The organism is Microbacterium sp. oral taxon 186 str. F0373 (assembly GCF_000411455.1).
Classification (GTDB): domain Bacteria; phylum Actinomycetota; class Actinomycetes; order Actinomycetales; family Microbacteriaceae; genus Microbacterium.
In genome coordinates this window covers 1-14,837 of record NZ_KE150458.1, presented here as the reverse complement: position 1 = coordinate 14,837, position 14,837 = coordinate 1, and the positions used below count along the sequence as shown (strand labels likewise).

14 protein-coding genes and 1 pseudogene are annotated in these 14,837 nt (G+C 70.0%); 9 read left to right on the top strand and 6 right to left on the bottom strand.

All coding sequences use genetic code 11. The annotated features are described in order from the left end of the window. Positions 1-74: 74 nt before the first annotated feature. From HMPREF1529_RS09915 to HMPREF1529_RS09885, 7 genes are read left to right on the top strand one after another with little or no spacing between them, the layout of a single operon-like run. Positions 75-809 (top strand): NUDIX hydrolase, encoded by a 735-nt coding sequence (locus HMPREF1529_RS09915; RefSeq protein ID WP_016464708.1) that lies wholly within the window; start codon positions 75-77, stop codon positions 807-809. Continuing rightward, positions 806-2,128, top strand: a complete 1,323-nt coding sequence (gene nadA, locus HMPREF1529_RS09910) for a quinolinate synthase NadA (protein ID WP_016464707.1) — start codon at positions 806-808, stop codon at positions 2,126-2,128. The genes HMPREF1529_RS09915 and nadA overlap by 4 nt, the downstream gene beginning before the upstream one ends. Before the next feature lie 8 nt (positions 2,129-2,136). Further along, entirely contained in the window at positions 2,137-3,726 is a 1,590-nt protein-coding gene (nadB, locus tag HMPREF1529_RS09905) for an L-aspartate oxidase (protein ID WP_016464706.1), read from the top strand. Then, complete coding sequence (gene nadC / locus HMPREF1529_RS09900; RefSeq protein WP_016464705.1) at positions 3,720-4,604, top strand: carboxylating nicotinate-nucleotide diphosphorylase; 885 nt, start codon at positions 3,720-3,722, stop codon at positions 4,602-4,604. The genes nadB and nadC overlap by 7 nt, the downstream gene beginning before the upstream one ends. 14 nt (positions 4,605-4,618) lie before the next feature. Then, positions 4,619-5,797 (top strand): cysteine desulfurase family protein, encoded by a 1,179-nt coding sequence (locus tag HMPREF1529_RS09895; RefSeq protein ID WP_016464704.1) that lies wholly within the window; start codon positions 4,619-4,621, stop codon positions 5,795-5,797. Then, positions 5,794-6,756: a glycosyltransferase family 2 protein gene (locus tag HMPREF1529_RS09890; RefSeq protein WP_016464703.1), complete on the top strand. Its 963-nt coding sequence runs from the start codon at positions 5,794-5,796 to the stop codon at positions 6,754-6,756. Before HMPREF1529_RS09895 ends, HMPREF1529_RS09890 begins: the two co-directional genes overlap by 4 nt. A gap of 25 nt (positions 6,757-6,781) precedes the next feature. Continuing rightward, entirely contained in the window at positions 6,782-6,982 is a 201-nt protein-coding gene (locus HMPREF1529_RS09885) for a hypothetical protein (RefSeq protein ID WP_016464702.1), read from the top strand. Between the two features lie 6 nt (positions 6,983-6,988). On the opposite strand, the gene HMPREF1529_RS09880 is transcribed toward HMPREF1529_RS09885, so the two are convergent. Both HMPREF1529_RS09880 and HMPREF1529_RS09875 read right to left on the bottom strand, forming a co-directional pair. Beyond that, the gene (locus tag HMPREF1529_RS09880; RefSeq protein WP_016464701.1) at positions 6,989-8,893 is read right to left on the bottom strand and encodes an ABC transporter ATP-binding protein; all 1,905 of its coding nucleotides are present in this window, start codon (positions 8,891-8,893) and stop codon (positions 6,989-6,991) included. A gap of 49 nt (positions 8,894-8,942) precedes the next feature. Continuing rightward, positions 8,943-9,596: a DUF1345 domain-containing protein gene (locus tag HMPREF1529_RS09875; protein WP_005053753.1), complete on the bottom strand. Its 654-nt coding sequence runs from the start codon at positions 9,594-9,596 to the stop codon at positions 8,943-8,945. A 107-nt stretch (positions 9,597-9,703) separates the two neighbouring features. On the opposite strand from HMPREF1529_RS09875, the gene HMPREF1529_RS09870 reads away from it, so the two are divergent. Next, positions 9,704-11,182: a DHA2 family efflux MFS transporter permease subunit gene (locus HMPREF1529_RS09870; RefSeq protein ID WP_016464700.1), complete on the top strand. Its 1,479-nt coding sequence runs from the start codon at positions 9,704-9,706 to the stop codon at positions 11,180-11,182. Positions 11,183-11,231: 49 nt separating this feature from the next. Here the strand turns inward: HMPREF1529_RS09870 and HMPREF1529_RS15865 are convergent, their stop codons facing one another. Beyond that, positions 11,232-11,375, bottom strand: coding sequence for a hypothetical protein (locus HMPREF1529_RS15865; protein WP_157533899.1), 144 nt, complete (start codon positions 11,373-11,375; stop codon positions 11,232-11,234). A gap of 199 nt (positions 11,376-11,574) precedes the next feature. Beyond that, positions 11,575-12,261 (bottom strand): alpha/beta fold hydrolase, encoded by a 687-nt coding sequence (locus HMPREF1529_RS09865; RefSeq protein WP_016464699.1) that lies wholly within the window; start codon positions 12,259-12,261, stop codon positions 11,575-11,577. A gap of 73 nt (positions 12,262-12,334) precedes the next feature. Here HMPREF1529_RS09865 and HMPREF1529_RS09860 point away from each other — a divergent pair, with 73 nt between their 5' ends. Further along, a complete protein-coding gene (locus tag HMPREF1529_RS09860) occupies positions 12,335-12,691 on the top strand; it encodes a hypothetical protein (protein ID WP_232212107.1) in 357 nt (118 codons plus the stop codon). Between the two features lie 114 nt (positions 12,692-12,805). Here HMPREF1529_RS09860 and HMPREF1529_RS09855 read toward each other — a convergent pair whose 3' ends face one another. Together HMPREF1529_RS09855 and HMPREF1529_RS16320 are read right to left on the bottom strand one after the other, a co-directional pair. Beyond that, the gene (locus HMPREF1529_RS09855; RefSeq protein WP_005053765.1) at positions 12,806-13,843 is read right to left on the bottom strand and encodes an HAD-IIA family hydrolase; all 1,038 of its coding nucleotides are present in this window, start codon (positions 13,841-13,843) and stop codon (positions 12,806-12,808) included. Further along, a pseudogene (locus HMPREF1529_RS16320) lies at positions 13,843-14,837 on the bottom strand (primosomal protein); the annotation flags it as partial. The pseudogene HMPREF1529_RS16320 and the gene HMPREF1529_RS09855, both read right to left, overlap by 1 nt.

Sequence of the window (14,837 nt, the reverse complement as noted above, 5' to 3'; positions counted from 1 at the left end):
GGTTTTCGGCGGCGGCGCGGGTTTGCCCTTCAAGTCCAGATGACTCTAAGATCGTCTGCGAGGTTATGGTCATCATGACAAGAACAAGCGCCCCGACCGACACGATCCGTGTCGCCGTCTCGACGGTCATCTTCAGCCTGCGCAGCGACCAGTCGGGACGCCTCGCCGTCGTGCTGCCGCTGGTTCGTCGCACGCGCGATCCGCACGAGGGACTCTGGGCCCTTCCGGGAGGCTGGCTGGATGCCGCCGAGAACCTCGAAGCTGCGGCCTCACGAACCCTGGCCGAGACGACCGGCCTCGCCCCGAGCTACCTCGAACAGCTCTACGCGTTCGGCGACGTCGGCCGCGCCCCGGGTCGCGTCGTGTCCATCGTCTACTGGGCGCTGCTGCGCGAAGGCGCCCAGCTTCCCGCGGACGCCCACAACGTGAGGTGGTTCGACGCGGCGCATCTGCCGGCCCTGGCCTTCGACCACAACCACATCGTCGACTACGCGCTGTGGCGTCTGCGCAACAAAGTCGGCTACAGCCGCATCGCCCACGGGCTGCTGCCCGAACTGTTCACCCTGTCTGATCTGCGCGAGGTGTACGAGGCGATCCTCGAACGCGACCTGGACCCCGCGAACTTCCGCCGGCAGGTGGAGAACTCGGGGACGCTGATCCCCACCGACGCGTTTCGCACCGGCAGCCACCGGCCGGCGCGTCTCTACCGCTACAACCACGACGTGGAGCTCGCCGAACGCGGGCCCCTGCCACCCGGCGCGGTCGCCGACGCCGCACCATCCGTCCTTCCCGAAGAGGTCACGATATGAGCGCCACCTTCCTCACCCTCCAACCGCGCCCCGACGGCGAGGTCGACCCCAGCGTCGACCACGCCGTCCAGGCCATCGTCGCCGGCGCGTCGACGGCCGAGACCTGCAACACCGATCTCGCGGCGGGACCGTGGGCCTTCGACGCGCGCCCCGGATACGGACCCGGCTCGTCGATGGGCGACGTGATCCCCACCGGGGCGCCCCGTCAGGGCGAACTTCCGGCGGAGTACCGCACGGCATCCGAAGACGAGCTGCACGCCCGTATCCGCGCCGCGAAGGCGACCCTCGGCGAACGCGTCGTCGTGCTCGGCCACTTCTATCAGCGCGAGGAGGTGGTCACGCACGCCGACTATGTCGGGGACTCGTTCCAGCTCGCGAACGCGGCGCTGGAGCACCCCGACGCGGACGCCATCGTGTTCTGCGGCGTGCACTTCATGGCTGAGACGGCGGATCTGCTCTCCCGCCCCGAGCAGGCCGTGATCCTCCCCAACCTCGCCGCCGGCTGCTCGATGGCCGATATGGCCTCCATCGACGAGGTCGAGGAGTGCTGGGAGCAGCTCGAAGACGTCTACGGCGATCTGACCGCCGCTGATGCCGACGGGCGTGTCCCGGTGATCCCGGTCACATACATGAACTCCTCGGCGGCGATCAAGGGCTTCGTCGGGCGGCACGGCGGCATCGTCTGCACCTCGTCGAACGCGCGCACCGTGCTGGAATGGGCGTTCGCCCGCGGGCGCCGGGTGCTGTTCTTCCCCGATCAGCACCTCGGTCGCAACACGGCGAAGGCGATGGGCGTGCCCCTGGCGCAGATGCCCATGTGGAATCCCCGCAAGCCTCTCGGCGGCTCGAGCGCCGACGAGCTGGACAGCGCCCGGGTGATCCTCTGGCACGGGTTCTGCTCGGTGCACCGCCGGTTCACGGTCGACCAGATCGACAAGGCCCGCGCCGAGCACCCCGGCGTGCGCGTGATCGTCCACCCGGAGTGCCCCATGGCCGTCGTCGACGCGGCCGACGAGGCGGGATCGACCGACTACATCCGCAAGGCCATCGCCGCCGCCACCGAGCCGACGACGTTCGCGATCGGCACCGAGATCAACCTCGTGCAGCGTCTCGCGGCGCAGTTCCCCCAGCACGAGATCTTCTGCCTCGACCCGGTGGTGTGCCCCTGCTCCACGATGTACCGCATCCACCCCGGCTACCTCGCCTGGGTGCTCGAGCGCCTCGTCGCCGGCGACGTCGTGAACCGCATCACGGTGCCCGCCGACGTCGCCGACCCCGCACGCGTCGCCCTCGAGCGGATGCTGGTGGCCAAGCCGTGAGCGTCGACGTGCCTGACGTCGTCGTGGTCGGCTCGGGGATCGCGGGGCTCACCGCGGCGCTGCACGCCGCGGCATCCGGATGCCGGGTGACCCTCGTCACGAAGGACGTGCTCGAACACGCCAACACGCGCTACGCCCAAGGCGGCATCGCCGGCGTCATGTTCGACGACGACAGTGCCGCCGCGCACGAGCACGACACTCTCGTCGCGGGGGCCGGGCTCAGTGATCCCGCCGCCGTGCGCGTCCTGGTGAGCGAAGGGCCCGAGCGCATCCGTGAACTCATCGAGCTCGGCGTCGCGTTCGACCGCGGCAGCGATGGCGCTCTCGTGAAGGGACTGGAGGCCGCGCACTCCTACCCGCGGGTGCTCCACGCAGGGGGCGACGCGACCGGGAGCGTGATCGAGAAGGCTCTCGTTGCACGCGTGCGCGCCAGCGGGGCCCGCGTCATCGAGCACGCCTTCCTCGTCGATCTGATCCTCGACAGCGACGGTCGCGCGTGCGGCGTCGACCTCCTGGTCGGCGACACGCGGCGCGATCGGATCCCGGCGGATGCCGTCGTGCTGGCGACCGGGGGTGTCGGTCAGCTCTACGCCCACACCACCAACCCCGCCGTCGCCACCGGCGACGGCATCGCCGCGGCCGTGCGTGCCGGCGCGAGCGTCTGCGACCTGGAGTTCGTGCAGTTCCATCCCACCGTCCTGTCCGTCGAGGGCACGGAACCCTTCCTCGTCTCGGAAGCCGTGCGCGGCGAAGGGGCGGTCCTGCGCGACCAGGAGGGGCGGCGTTTCATGCTCGACCTCCACCCCGACGCCGAGCTCGCACCCCGCGACGTGGTCGCCCGCGCGATCGCCGCGGTGATGGAGGGCCAGGGCGGCGAGCCGGTGCTCCTCGACGCGACCGGCCTGGGCCTGGACACCGCCGCGACAGGATCGGCGCGCAAGAGGGCCGGCGCCTTCCTTCGGCGCCGGTTCCCCACGATCGACGCCGCCGTGCGAGAGCGCGGGCTGGACTGGTCGCAGGAGCCGATTCCGGTGACGCCGGCCGCGCACTATCTGATGGGGGGCGTGGTCACCGACCTCCAGGGGCGCACGAGCGTCGCGGGACTGTATGCGGTGGGCGAGGTCGCGCGCACCGGCGTGCACGGCGCGAACCGGCTCGCCTCGAACTCGCTGCTGGAGGGAGCCGTGTTCGGCGCACGTGCCGGTGACGCGATCGTCGGCGACACCGCGTCCGGTGCGTGGCCCGTCACCGCGCCGTCCGCTGCGGCGACCGCCCCGGCGGGAGATTTCGCCGCAGCGGCGGCGGCGCCGTGGCATCGAGCTGCGCTGCAGGAGCTGATGTGGGCGCACGCGGGGCTCGTCCGTGATGCGGTGGGTCTGCGCCACGCCGCCGCCGTGATCGGCAGCTGGCGGGTCGGGCAGCGCACGCCACGGACGGAGGCGGAGTTCGAAGATGCCAACCTGCTCCTGGTGGCCGCCTGCCTGGTGGATGCCGCGCTCGCCCGCACCGCATCGGTGGGCGCGCACACGCGCCGCGACGAGGATGCGTCCGCGCCATCCGCCCCGGCGCGACGCGAGCTTCAGGGGTCGGCATGCTGACCGCACGCCAGATCGAGCGCGTCGTCATCGCCGCTCTCGAGGAGGACGCGCCGTGGGGTGACGTCACCAGCGACTATCTGATCCCGGCCGATGCCGTCGCGACGGCAGACCTGGTCGCACGAGAGGCCGGCGTGTTCAGCGGCGGCGACGTCTTCGCGGCGGCGTTCGCCCTCACCGACCCCGCCATCGCCGTCACCGTGGCGACTGCCGATGGCGCGGCCTTCGGCGCAGGAGATGTGCTCGCGACCGTCAGTGGGCCGGCACGCGGCGTCCTGACTGCCGAACGGGTGGGTCTCAACCTCGTGCAGCGCATGAGCGGCATCTCCACCCTCACCGCGCGCTACGTCGACGCGGTCGCCGGCACCGGCGCGCGGATCGCCGATACCCGCAAGACGACTCCGGGGCTGCGGGCGCTCGAACGCCACGCTGTCCGCAGCGGCGGCGGTCACAACCACCGCTACTCGCTGTCGGACGCCGTGATGGCCAAGGACAATCACCTCGCAGTGCTGACCGCCGACGGCGGCGATCTGACGACCGCACTGCGTCGTGCATTGTCCGCCCTGCCCCACACGACCCACGTCGAGGTGGAGGTCGACCGGCTGGAGCAGATCGAACCCGTCCTCGCCGCCGGCGGCGGCGCCGCGCGCATCGGCACGATCATGCTCGACAACTTCGCGCTCGACGACCTGCGCGCCGGGGTCGCACTCATCGCCGGACGCGCCACGGTCGAAGCGTCGGGCGGAGTGAGCCTGGACACCGTGTCCGAGATCGCGGCTACGGGCGTCGACGTGATCTCCGTCGGAGCCCTGACGCATTCCGCCCGTGCCCTCGATCTGGGCCTGGACGCCCGCGTCGCGAGCAACGTCGGCGGTGCCTGACCCGCGAGGAAGCGATGTTCTATCTCGATCACGCTGCCACCACCCCGGTACGTCCCGACGTGGTCCAGGCGATGCTGCCCTACCTCGGCGATCGGTTCGGTAATCCGTCCAGCCACCACACGGTCGGTGAGGCCGCGGCATCCGTCCTCTCGGATGCGCGACGGCGCGTCGCCGCCGTGTTCGGCATGCGCCCCGCCGACATCGTCTTCACCTCGGGTGGCACCGAAGCGGACAACCTGGCGGTGAAGGGCATCACGATCGGCACGGCGCTGCATCGCGGCGGCGGACGAAGCGCTCCGATGCACGTGATCACCACGCCCATCGAGCATGAAGCCGTCCTCGCCTCCTGCGGGTACCTGGAGCGTGTGCACGGCGCGAGCATCACCCGGCTGCCCGTGGACGCGACGGGCCTCGTCGCGCCCGCGGACATCGCCGCGGCGCTTCGCCCCGAGACCGCGCTCGTGTCGATCGGCTACGCGAACAACGAGGTCGGCACGGTTCAGGATCTGGGCGCGATCGCCGCGGTGACGCGCGCGACCGGCGTCGCGCTGCACGTCGACGCCGTACAGGCGGCGGGTTGGCTGCCGCTGGCCGACACCGGAGCCGATGCGATCTCGGTCGCCGGACACAAGATCGGGGCTCCCCCGGGCATCGGCGTGCTCGCGATCCGAGGCCGCGTGCCTCTGGAACCGTTGCTCCACGGCGGCGGCCAGGAGCGCGAGCGGCGCAGCGGCACCGAGAACGTCGCCGGCGCGGTCGCGATTGCAACCGCCCTGGAGATCGCGGAGCGCGAGCGCCTCGCCGCAGCGGCACGCGTCGGCGCGCTGCGCGACCGCTTCATCGCCCGCGTGCTGGCCCTCGTCCCCTCCTCGCGGCTCACCGGCCATCCCGTGCGTCGGCTGCCCTCCTTGGCCAGTTTCACCTTCGCGGGAACCAGCGGCGAGTCGGTGCTGCTCGAGCTCGAACGCCGTGGCGTCGTCTCTTCCAGCGGCTCCGCGTGCGCCGCCGGAAGCGACGAACCATCCCATGTGCTGCTCGCGCTGGGCATCACCCCGGAGCTCGCCCAGACCGCCGTGCGCTTCAGTTTCGGCCATGACTTCGGGGCCGGCGACGAGCAGCGGGCCGCAGCGCTGCTGGATGCTGCCGCGGACGCGGTCGCCGCATCGGTGACGGCGGTACGATCGGGGCCGTGAGCACACCCGTCGTCACCGTCATCGTCCCCGGACGCGACGTCGCCGCCTACGCGCAAGAGGCCGTGGACTCCCTCCGCGCCCAAACGCTCACGAGCTGGCGCGCCATCTTGGTCGACGACGGATCCCTCGATGCGACCGGAGAGGTCTTTGCGACGGCGGCGGCATCCGACGAACGTTTCCATGTCGTCACCCATCCCGTCGCGCGCGGGCTGTCGGCTGCCCGCAACACCGGGCTGGAGCTCGTCGAGACACCGTTCGTCGGATTCCTGGATGCCGACGACGTGCTCACCCCGCGCGCACTGGAGCGCTTCGTCGACACGCTCACGCGCTCCGGCAGCGATGTCGTCGTGGGCGCCTACGTGCGACTGCGCGCCGATGAGGCAGGCACCTACCGTCCCGGTCCCGTGCAACCGTGGGTTCGCGCCGCCACCGATCCGCCGCGGCTCGCGACGACGCTGGCCGCGCATCCCGAGGTCTCCGGAAACATCGTGGCCTGGTCGAAGCTCAGCCGGGTGGAGCTCTGGCGGCGGACGGGGCTGCGCTTTCCCGAGGGCAAGCTCTACGAGGATCAGCTGGTGGCGCAGCGTCTCTACACCGCCGCGCGCGCCATCGATGTCATCCCCGACGTCGTCGTGCACTGGCGAGAGCGCGCCGATGGCTCCTCCATCACGCAGAACAAGAATCTGCTCCCCGTGCTCGAGGACTACCTCGACGCCCTCAGCGGCGGTATCGCCGTGCTCGACGGCGCCGGTCAGCGCGCCGCCGCCCGCGCCCGCGTGCGTCTCATTCTGGAGATGGACGTCCCTCCGCTCGTTCGCATCGCGCAAGACAGCCCCGACGAGGCCTACCGACGCACGCTCGGCACGTTCATCCGCGCCCTCCACGACCGTGCGGATGCCGAGTCCATCGGTCTCGATGACGCCGCGGCCCGGTTGCGCAGCGCGGCTGAACTGTGGTGAGACGAGCCGGAGATATTCTGAGCGGATGACCGATTCCGACGCCGCTCACCTCCCCGATCGTCCTACGGGTCCCGATCTCGCCCCGATCCGTGCCGAGATCGACGAGCTCGCAGCCCTCTCCACGGAGGAGTTCGTCAACCCGAAGCCGAAGGCGATCGCCGAGAACGAGCCGGTCCCGTACCCCACGGACGCGATCGGGTCCGTGGACTGGAGCAAGCCGGCCTGAGCGGCCTCAGGCCTGTTCGCGCGCCTGCGCCTCCATGCCCGCGATCGTCGCGGCCGCCATCTGCTCGAGCGCCAGCTCGGCGTAGAGCCCACCCTGGGCCAGAAGTTCGCTGTGGGTCCCGGACTCGACGATGCGCCCCGCCTCGACGACGTGGATGACGTCGGCGCCGACGACGGTCGACAGCCGGTGCGCGATCGAGATGGTGGTGCGCCCGCGCGCCACATTGTCCAGCGCTTCCTGCACGACCCGTTCCGAGACCGTGTCCAAAGCCGACGTGGCCTCGTCCAGCAGCAGCACCGGTGGATCCTTCAGCAGGACGCGCGCGATCGCGATCCGCTGCTTCTCGCCGCCCGAGAGCCGATAGCCGCGCTCGCCGACGACGGTGTCGTAGCCGTGCTCGAAGCTCGCGATGGCGTGGTGGATGTTCGCCGCCGTGCACGCCGCCACGAGCTCCTCGTCGGTGGCATCGGGCTTCGCGTAGCGGAGGTTATCGGCGATGGTGGCGTGGAACAGGTAGGTCTCCTGGGAGACGATGCCGACGTTCTCCACGATCGAGTCCTGGGTGAGCTCCCGTACATCCCGCCCGGCGAAGACGACGGCGCCCTCGGATGCTTCGTACAGACGCGGAGCAAGGTAGACGATGGTGGTCTTGCCCGCGCCGGACGGCCCCACGAAAGCGATGTGCTGGCCGGGCTCGGCGACGAAGGACACTCCGTCGAGCGTCGGGCGGGTGTCGCCCGCGGCATCCGGATAGCGGAAGACGACGTCGCGGAACTCGACGCGTCCGATCGGCCCGGGAGCGCGCGCGACGTCGATCGCGTCGGGAGCGTCGACGATGGCCGGCGTCAAGTCGAGGTACTCGAAGATGCGCGCGAACAGTGCCCGGGAGGTCTGCAGATCCAGCGCCACACGCATCAGCCCCATGAGCGGTTGGAGCAGGCGCGCCTGCACCGTGGTGAAGGCGACGACGGTGCCGGCCGTGATCGCGCCGGTACCGCCCGCGATGAGGTAGCCCGACACCAGATAGATGACGGCGGGCACCGAGGCCATGATGACCTGCACGACGGCGAAGAAGCCCTGTCCGCTCATGGCCCGGCGCACCTGGAGACGGACCTGGTTGAGGTTCTCTGCGCGGTAGCGCTCCGACTCCGCCCGTTGGCGGTTGAAGGCCTTGGACAGAAGGATGCCGCTGACCGACAGCGTCTCCTGGGTGATGCTGGTCAGTTCGCTCAGCGACTCCTGCGTCTGCCCCGCGATACGGGCCCGCACCTGCCCCACCCGCCTCTGCACGAGCACGAGCGCGGGCATCATGATCACGGCGATGATGGTCAGCCGCCAGTCGATCAGGATCATGGCGACGAGGGCGGAGATCACGGTAACCGTGTTGCCGAGGATGCTGGTGATGGTGTTGGTCAAGACGTCCGAGACGCCGCCGACGTCGTTCTGCAGCCGCGACTGGATGACCCCGGTCTTCGTCCGGGTGAAGAAGCCCAGCTCCATCGCCTGCAGGTGATCGAACAGGCGGACCCGGAGGTCTCCCGTCACACGATTGCCGACCGTCGAAGTGAGCCAGGTCTGGGTGACACCGAGCACCGCGGAGAACAGGAACAGCCCGATCATGGTGAGCACCAACCGCAGCAGGAGCGCGAGATCGGGAGGCGCACCGTCCGTGGGAAACAGCGCGTCGTCGAAGATGCGCTGCACGATGAGGGGCGGGACGACACCGATCGCCGCGCCGACGACGACCATCACCGCGGTCACGAGGATGCGCAGGCGGTAGGGGCGGAACAGGCCCACGACCCGAGCACCCAGGTTCGGGATCGCCGGGGCCTGTGCGTTCAGTCGCCGTTGCGCGCCTTCGTCAACGCCGCGGAAGGCCGCCGGACGTCCACCCGGCCCCATTCCCCCCATGCCCATACTCACCGGGTCACTCTAACCCCGTGCCGGAAGGGGCGGCGGCTCAGCCGAGGCCGGCGACGAGATTGATCACCGATGCCAGGATGACGGCCCCGAACAGGTAGGCCAGCAGCGTCTGCGCGACGATGATGCGCCGGATCTCATTCGCGGACACATTCGTGTCGGACACCTGGTAGGTCATCCCCAGGCCGACCGAGAAGTAGCCGAAGTCGGAGTACGTCGGCGCATCGTCCTGATTGAAGTCGATGCCACCCGCCATCCCCGCGGCGACGCGTCCGTAGTAGACGCGCGCATAGCGCAGCATGTAGTCGACCTGGATGAGCGCCCACGAGCTCACCACGGCCGCGATCGCCACCCCCGCGACGAGGAACGCGCGGGCGTGCCCGCTGCTCCCACTCCCGATCAGCACCGCGACCACGCCGCCGAGGCTCGCGACGCTGCCCGCGAGTGCGATCAGGCGCGCGACCGGCCGGCCCGGGTCGACGCTCGTCGTGTGCGAGCGCGTCTGCTCGGCATCCATCGGCCAGACCACGCTCAGCAGCCACACCACGTTGGTCGCGGCCACGACGGCCCATCCGGCGAGAAGACCGACGGAGAGCCCGGCACCGACCGACGCGACGACGGCGACCACGGCCCCGACGGAGAGGGAGAGGGGGCCGCGGACGGCCACCCGCGACGGATGACGACGAAAGCTCATGCCTCGATGCTCCCACCGCGACCGGGAATGCCGTGTCCGACCCTCCCGTTACAGTGGACAGTCGCCCCGCCCGCCGGGAACGCGTCCCGACGACACCCAGGAGCCCGATGACCTCTCCCGACACCGCCACCACGCCTGATGCGCCCACGCAGGTCGGAGCCAAGGAGAACCGCGTCATCTGGTTGCTGCTGGCCGCCGCGTTCGTGGCCATCCTGAACGAGACGACGATGGGCGTCGCGATTCCGCACCTGATCGGCGACCTCGGCATCACCGCGGTGGCCGCGCAGTGGCTGACCACCGCGTTCATGCTGACGATGGCGGTCGTGATCCCCACCACGGGTTTTCTGCTGCGGCGATTCACGACGCGGGCGATGTTCGCGACGGCGATGGGTCTGTTCTCCGCGGGCACGCTGATCGCGCTGATCGCCCCGGGCTTCGAAGTGCTCGTCGCGGCCCGTGTCGTCCAGGCGTCGGGCACGGCCATCATGATGCCCCTGCTCATGACGACGCTCATGACTGTCGTCCCGCCGCACCTGCGGGGGCGGATGATGGGCCGTGTCAGCGTGGTGATCTCGCTGGCCCCCGCCATCGGACCGACGATGGCGGGCATCGTGCTCGACAATCTGACGTGGCGGTGGATCTTCGCGATCGTCCTTCCGATCGCGCTGGTGGCCCTGGTCGTGGGGGTGCGCTGGATCCACAACCTGGGAGAGAGCACGCACACGCCGATCGACATCCTCTCCGTGCTCCTGTCCGCCGTCGGGTTCGGCGGGGTGGTCTTCGGGCTCAGCCAGATCGGTGGGCACGGGACGGATGTCGCCGCCGCGGAGGCGGCGACCACGACTCTCGTCGTCGCGCTGGGCATCGGACTGGTGGCCCTCGGACTGTTCGTCTGGCGTCAGGTGATCCTGCAGAAGCGGGATGAGGCGCTCCTCGATCTGCGCATCTTCCGCTCGAGCAACTTCTCCCTGTCGGTCGCGCACTTCGCGGTGATGTCGCTGGCGTTCTTCGGAACGCTGACTGCGCTCCCGCTGTATCTGCAGAACACCCTGGGGCTGTCGGCGAGCGCCTCCGGCCTCGTCGTGCTGCCGGGAGCGCTGGCGATGGGCCTACTCGGCCCGGTCATCGGACGCGTCTACGATCGCTGGGGCACCCGCGTGCTGCTGCTTCCCGGGACGATCATCGTGCTGACGATCCTGTGGAGCTTCACGATGCTCACCGAGTCGACCCCGGTGTGGATCCTCATCGGAACCCAGACGTTGCTGTCGATCGGGCTGGCGATGTCCTTCACGCCGTTGTTCACGGCCTCTTTGGGCTCGCTCGAGCCGCGGTTCTACTCGTACGGCAGCGCGATGGTCTCGACGATCCAGCAGGTCGCGGGGGCAGCCGGCATCGCCCTCCTGATCTCGGTGATGTCGTCAGTGGCTGCGGGTGCGGCTCGGAGCGGAGTGGCCGAGGCGCCCGCCGGAGCTGCAGGCGCACGGGCGGCGTTCCTGCTCGCGGCGATCATCGGCACGCCGCTGTTGATCAGTGCTTTCCTCATCAGAAAGCCGGATGACGTACCGGACGGGCCACCCGCGCACTGAGCTGACGCGCGCCGACCCTGCGCGAATCGGACGGCAGAACTCGGGACGCTCAGCCGATACTGCAGGACCCGCCACCGCAGCACGATGCGGATGCGTCGACGCTCGCGTCCACGAGCGGGAGAAGCGTGATGGCACCCTGAGCGCTCGAAGCGTCGTCGTCGACAGCGACCTGGGGCTGGTGAGAGGTGGTCATCCGTCGATCATACGTCGCTGTCGCGACGAGCGGCCTCGAGGACGGCGAACTGACCGCACCCTGGCAGGCGGTGACGGATGCCGGGTCACGGCGGTGATGATCTCCCCCGCCGGACGACCTCGCCGCCTTCACGGGAAAGCTCGTCGAGGAGATCGGCGATGGGCAGCACGACGGCCCGACAGCCTGAGCGGGACGGCTCTCAGTCCCAGTCGAGGTAGTCCTCGATGAACCACGACGTCTCGCCGGGGTGGGTCAGGGGAAAGAAGTGGCCGGCGCCGTCGACCGCTTTCACGCTGACCAGCCCCGGCGCGGCCTTGCGCAGCGACTCTCCGGCCTCGACCGGCGTGACGCGGTCCGCGGATCCCTGGACGATGAGCACGGGCGTGGCATCCGCGACAGGCTGCCAGGCCGCGCCGTCCGTCGCCGCGAGCGCATCCGCTTGCATCTGACGCACATCGGTCTGCGGCGAGAACGAGTCGCCGAAGACTGCGCGCACCTCCGCGTCGAAGTCACCACCGTACGGAGCTTGGCGGGCGACGCCCAGCAACAGCACCCCGCTCACATGGTCGTGATGGTCGATCGCGACGGTTCGAGCGACCGCACCGCCGAATCCGTGTCCACCGATCCAGGCTTCCGAGATCTGCAGGTGGTCGAGGACGTCCACCACGTCCTGGGCGAGTTCGTGCAACGTCGGCGCCGTGGAGCGTCGTGTGGCGATGCGCACCACGCGGAAGTCCTCTTCGACGAGGATGCTGGCCAGCGCGCCGAAGTAGGCGAAGTCCAGTCCCGCCTCAGGCAGCAGAACGATGGCGGGGCCGGTGCCCTCATCGAGGTAGCTGATGTCGCGAACGTCGGCATCGAAGATCTGTCGAAGGTTCTCGGTCACGATCCTCCATCCTAGGCGGCGGCGAGTGTGCAGGGAGCATCTCCGTCCCCGCGGCGATGCCTAAGCTGGGATGGTGACGTATCCCACGACACGGTGGTGCCGCAGCCGGCGAGGGGGCGCCCTGTGCACGCGAGCGTCCGGGCATGCGGGACTGCACAACCGCGTCGGCACGTCGCAGATGTGGTCGGACGTCGACGCCGACCCGCCGACGTGCCCGGCCTCCGGTGCCGAGGCCATCAGCGCGCCACGCCTGGCAGACACTTCCCCCGCCGCCGGCTTTCCCGATGGACGGGCGCGGGGCCTCGGGTGCGATGCCTTCGTGCCGTTGGTCGACGGCCGCCTGGGCGCCCATGACCGATTTCGCGGCACCGAGGATGTCGCCGAATCCGCCGCTCGCGCCGAGTGGTTCAACACCTTCGGCTGGGAGTGAGGCGGGCACCGCGTCTCAGACGCCGAGCTTCTTCGCCGCCTTCTTGGCCGCCTTGTCGACGACTTTCCGCGAGCGTGCACGGGCCTTCTCGGCGCGGTCAGTGAGAACAGAAGTTCACGGGCGGTGGAAGGGATCCGCGTACAGCCGCTCGGGCACGCGGAACCCGTAGATGGCGCGCCCGGTGGCCCAGATGGCTGCGGCGCCCGCGCGTACGAGATCGATCGGCCGGGACCCCTCCGACACGACGTGGATGTCGGCGCCGTCGATCCGCACGGCCGCATCACGGACGGAGGTCACCTCTCCCTGGACGACCGTCTCCGGGTACTCCTCGTGCAACTCGCGCAGATCGCCGAGGATGAAGGTGGGCCGCGCCGTCGGCGGAGCGGCAAGCACGTGCTTGGGTCGGTCGATGCCGGTCAGCACCAGCACCGAGTCGAGCCCCGCAGCCTGGGCGCCCGCGATGTCGGTGTCGAGCCGGTCGCCGATGAAGAGCGCCTTGTGTGCCGCGAAACGCGCGACGGCCTCATCGAAGATCGGCCGCTCCGGCTTGCCCGCGACGACGGCGAGCCGACCGACGGCCGTATGCACGGCAGACACGAGTGTTCCGTTTCCCGGTGCGATGCCACGTGCCTGCGGAATCGTCCAGTCGGTGTTCGTGGCGATCCACGGGATGCCGCCGGCATCCTCCGGCGTCGCCAGAGCGTACGCGGCTTCGGCCAGCTGCTCCCAGCCCACCTGGGGAGCAAATCCCTGGACGACGGCCGCGGGGGCGTCCTCGGCGCTGCGGGTCACGACGTAGCCGGCCTTCTCGACTTCGAAGACGAGGCCGTCGCCACCGACGACGAGGATCGTGGATCCCGGTGCGACGCGATCGCGCAGCAACCGCATCGCGGCCTGCGGACTGGTCACGACGTCTTCGGCGCGTGTGGAGGCCAGCCCCAGCTCGCGCAAGTGTTCCGCCACGACGGCATCACGTCGGGACGCGTTGTTGGTGATGTACCCGAGGCGCCGCGACACAGCCGCCGCATTCAGGCTGTCGACGGCATACGGGAGGGCCCCCGGGCCGGCGTAGACGACCCCATCCAGGTCCGCGAGCACCGCGTCGACACCGTCGAGGGGAGTGCGAGGCGCGCGCTTCGAGAAGAGGCCCATCAGCGCTCCGCTTCCTCTGCATCCGACTCGTCGTCGCCGGAACCGTCGCTCTCGACCGTGGGGGCGATGTCCTCCTCCGCCGGCAGCGCGATCTCCTCGATCTCGTCGATCTCGATCACCTCGAGATCCGCATCGACGGCCCCGAGCGCCTCCGCGGCCACCTCGGCGCGTCGCTGCCACTGCTGCGCCTCATCGACGCGGCCAAGCTCCTCGAGCACCGCAGCCCGCGCCGCGAACAGCCCGGGGCTCCACGAGAAGGCACGATCGGGGTCCAACTCGGGGATGTCCAGTTCGCTGAGTGCGCGCTCCGTCTCACCGAGGTCGAGTCGAGCCCCCGACATGGCAATCGCCAGCTCCACGCGCACTTCGGTGGTCAACGTCGAACGATCCACCGCGCGTCCCACTTCGAGTGCACGATCAGCGCGGCCCACGCCGCGTTCGCTGTCGACGAGAAGGGCGATCTGGTCATCACGGCCGGAGATGCGCCGGTACGTCCGCAACTCACGCACCGCCAGGGCGAAGTCGCCCAACGCGTACGCGGTGATGGCGACGGTCTCACGCACGATAGCGATGCGCCCAGCGCTGCGGGACGCGGCGAGGGCATGCTCGTGCGCACGGACGGCGTCCTCGTCGATGAGACGTGCTGCCATGGCGAGATGACGCGCGACCTGTTCGGCGTTCTCCTTCGACAGCGTCTTCAGCTCGTTGCGCGCGGATGCCGGCAGGTCCTGAGGAGTGACATCGTCGGGCAGCTGCGGCCCCGTGGGGCCCGTGCGACGCTCCGAGCCCTGCGGCGGCCGGGAACTGCGACCGGGCACACGGGAGGTTCGATCCCCATCGCGCTGTGCGTAAGGCTTGCGCTCGCCATCACGAGGAGCATACGGCTTCCGCTCACCATCGCGCTTCACGTACGGCTTACGCTCGCCATCGCGAGGAGCGTACGGCTTACGCTCACCGTCACGCTTCGTGTAGGGCTTACGCTCAGCATCGCGAG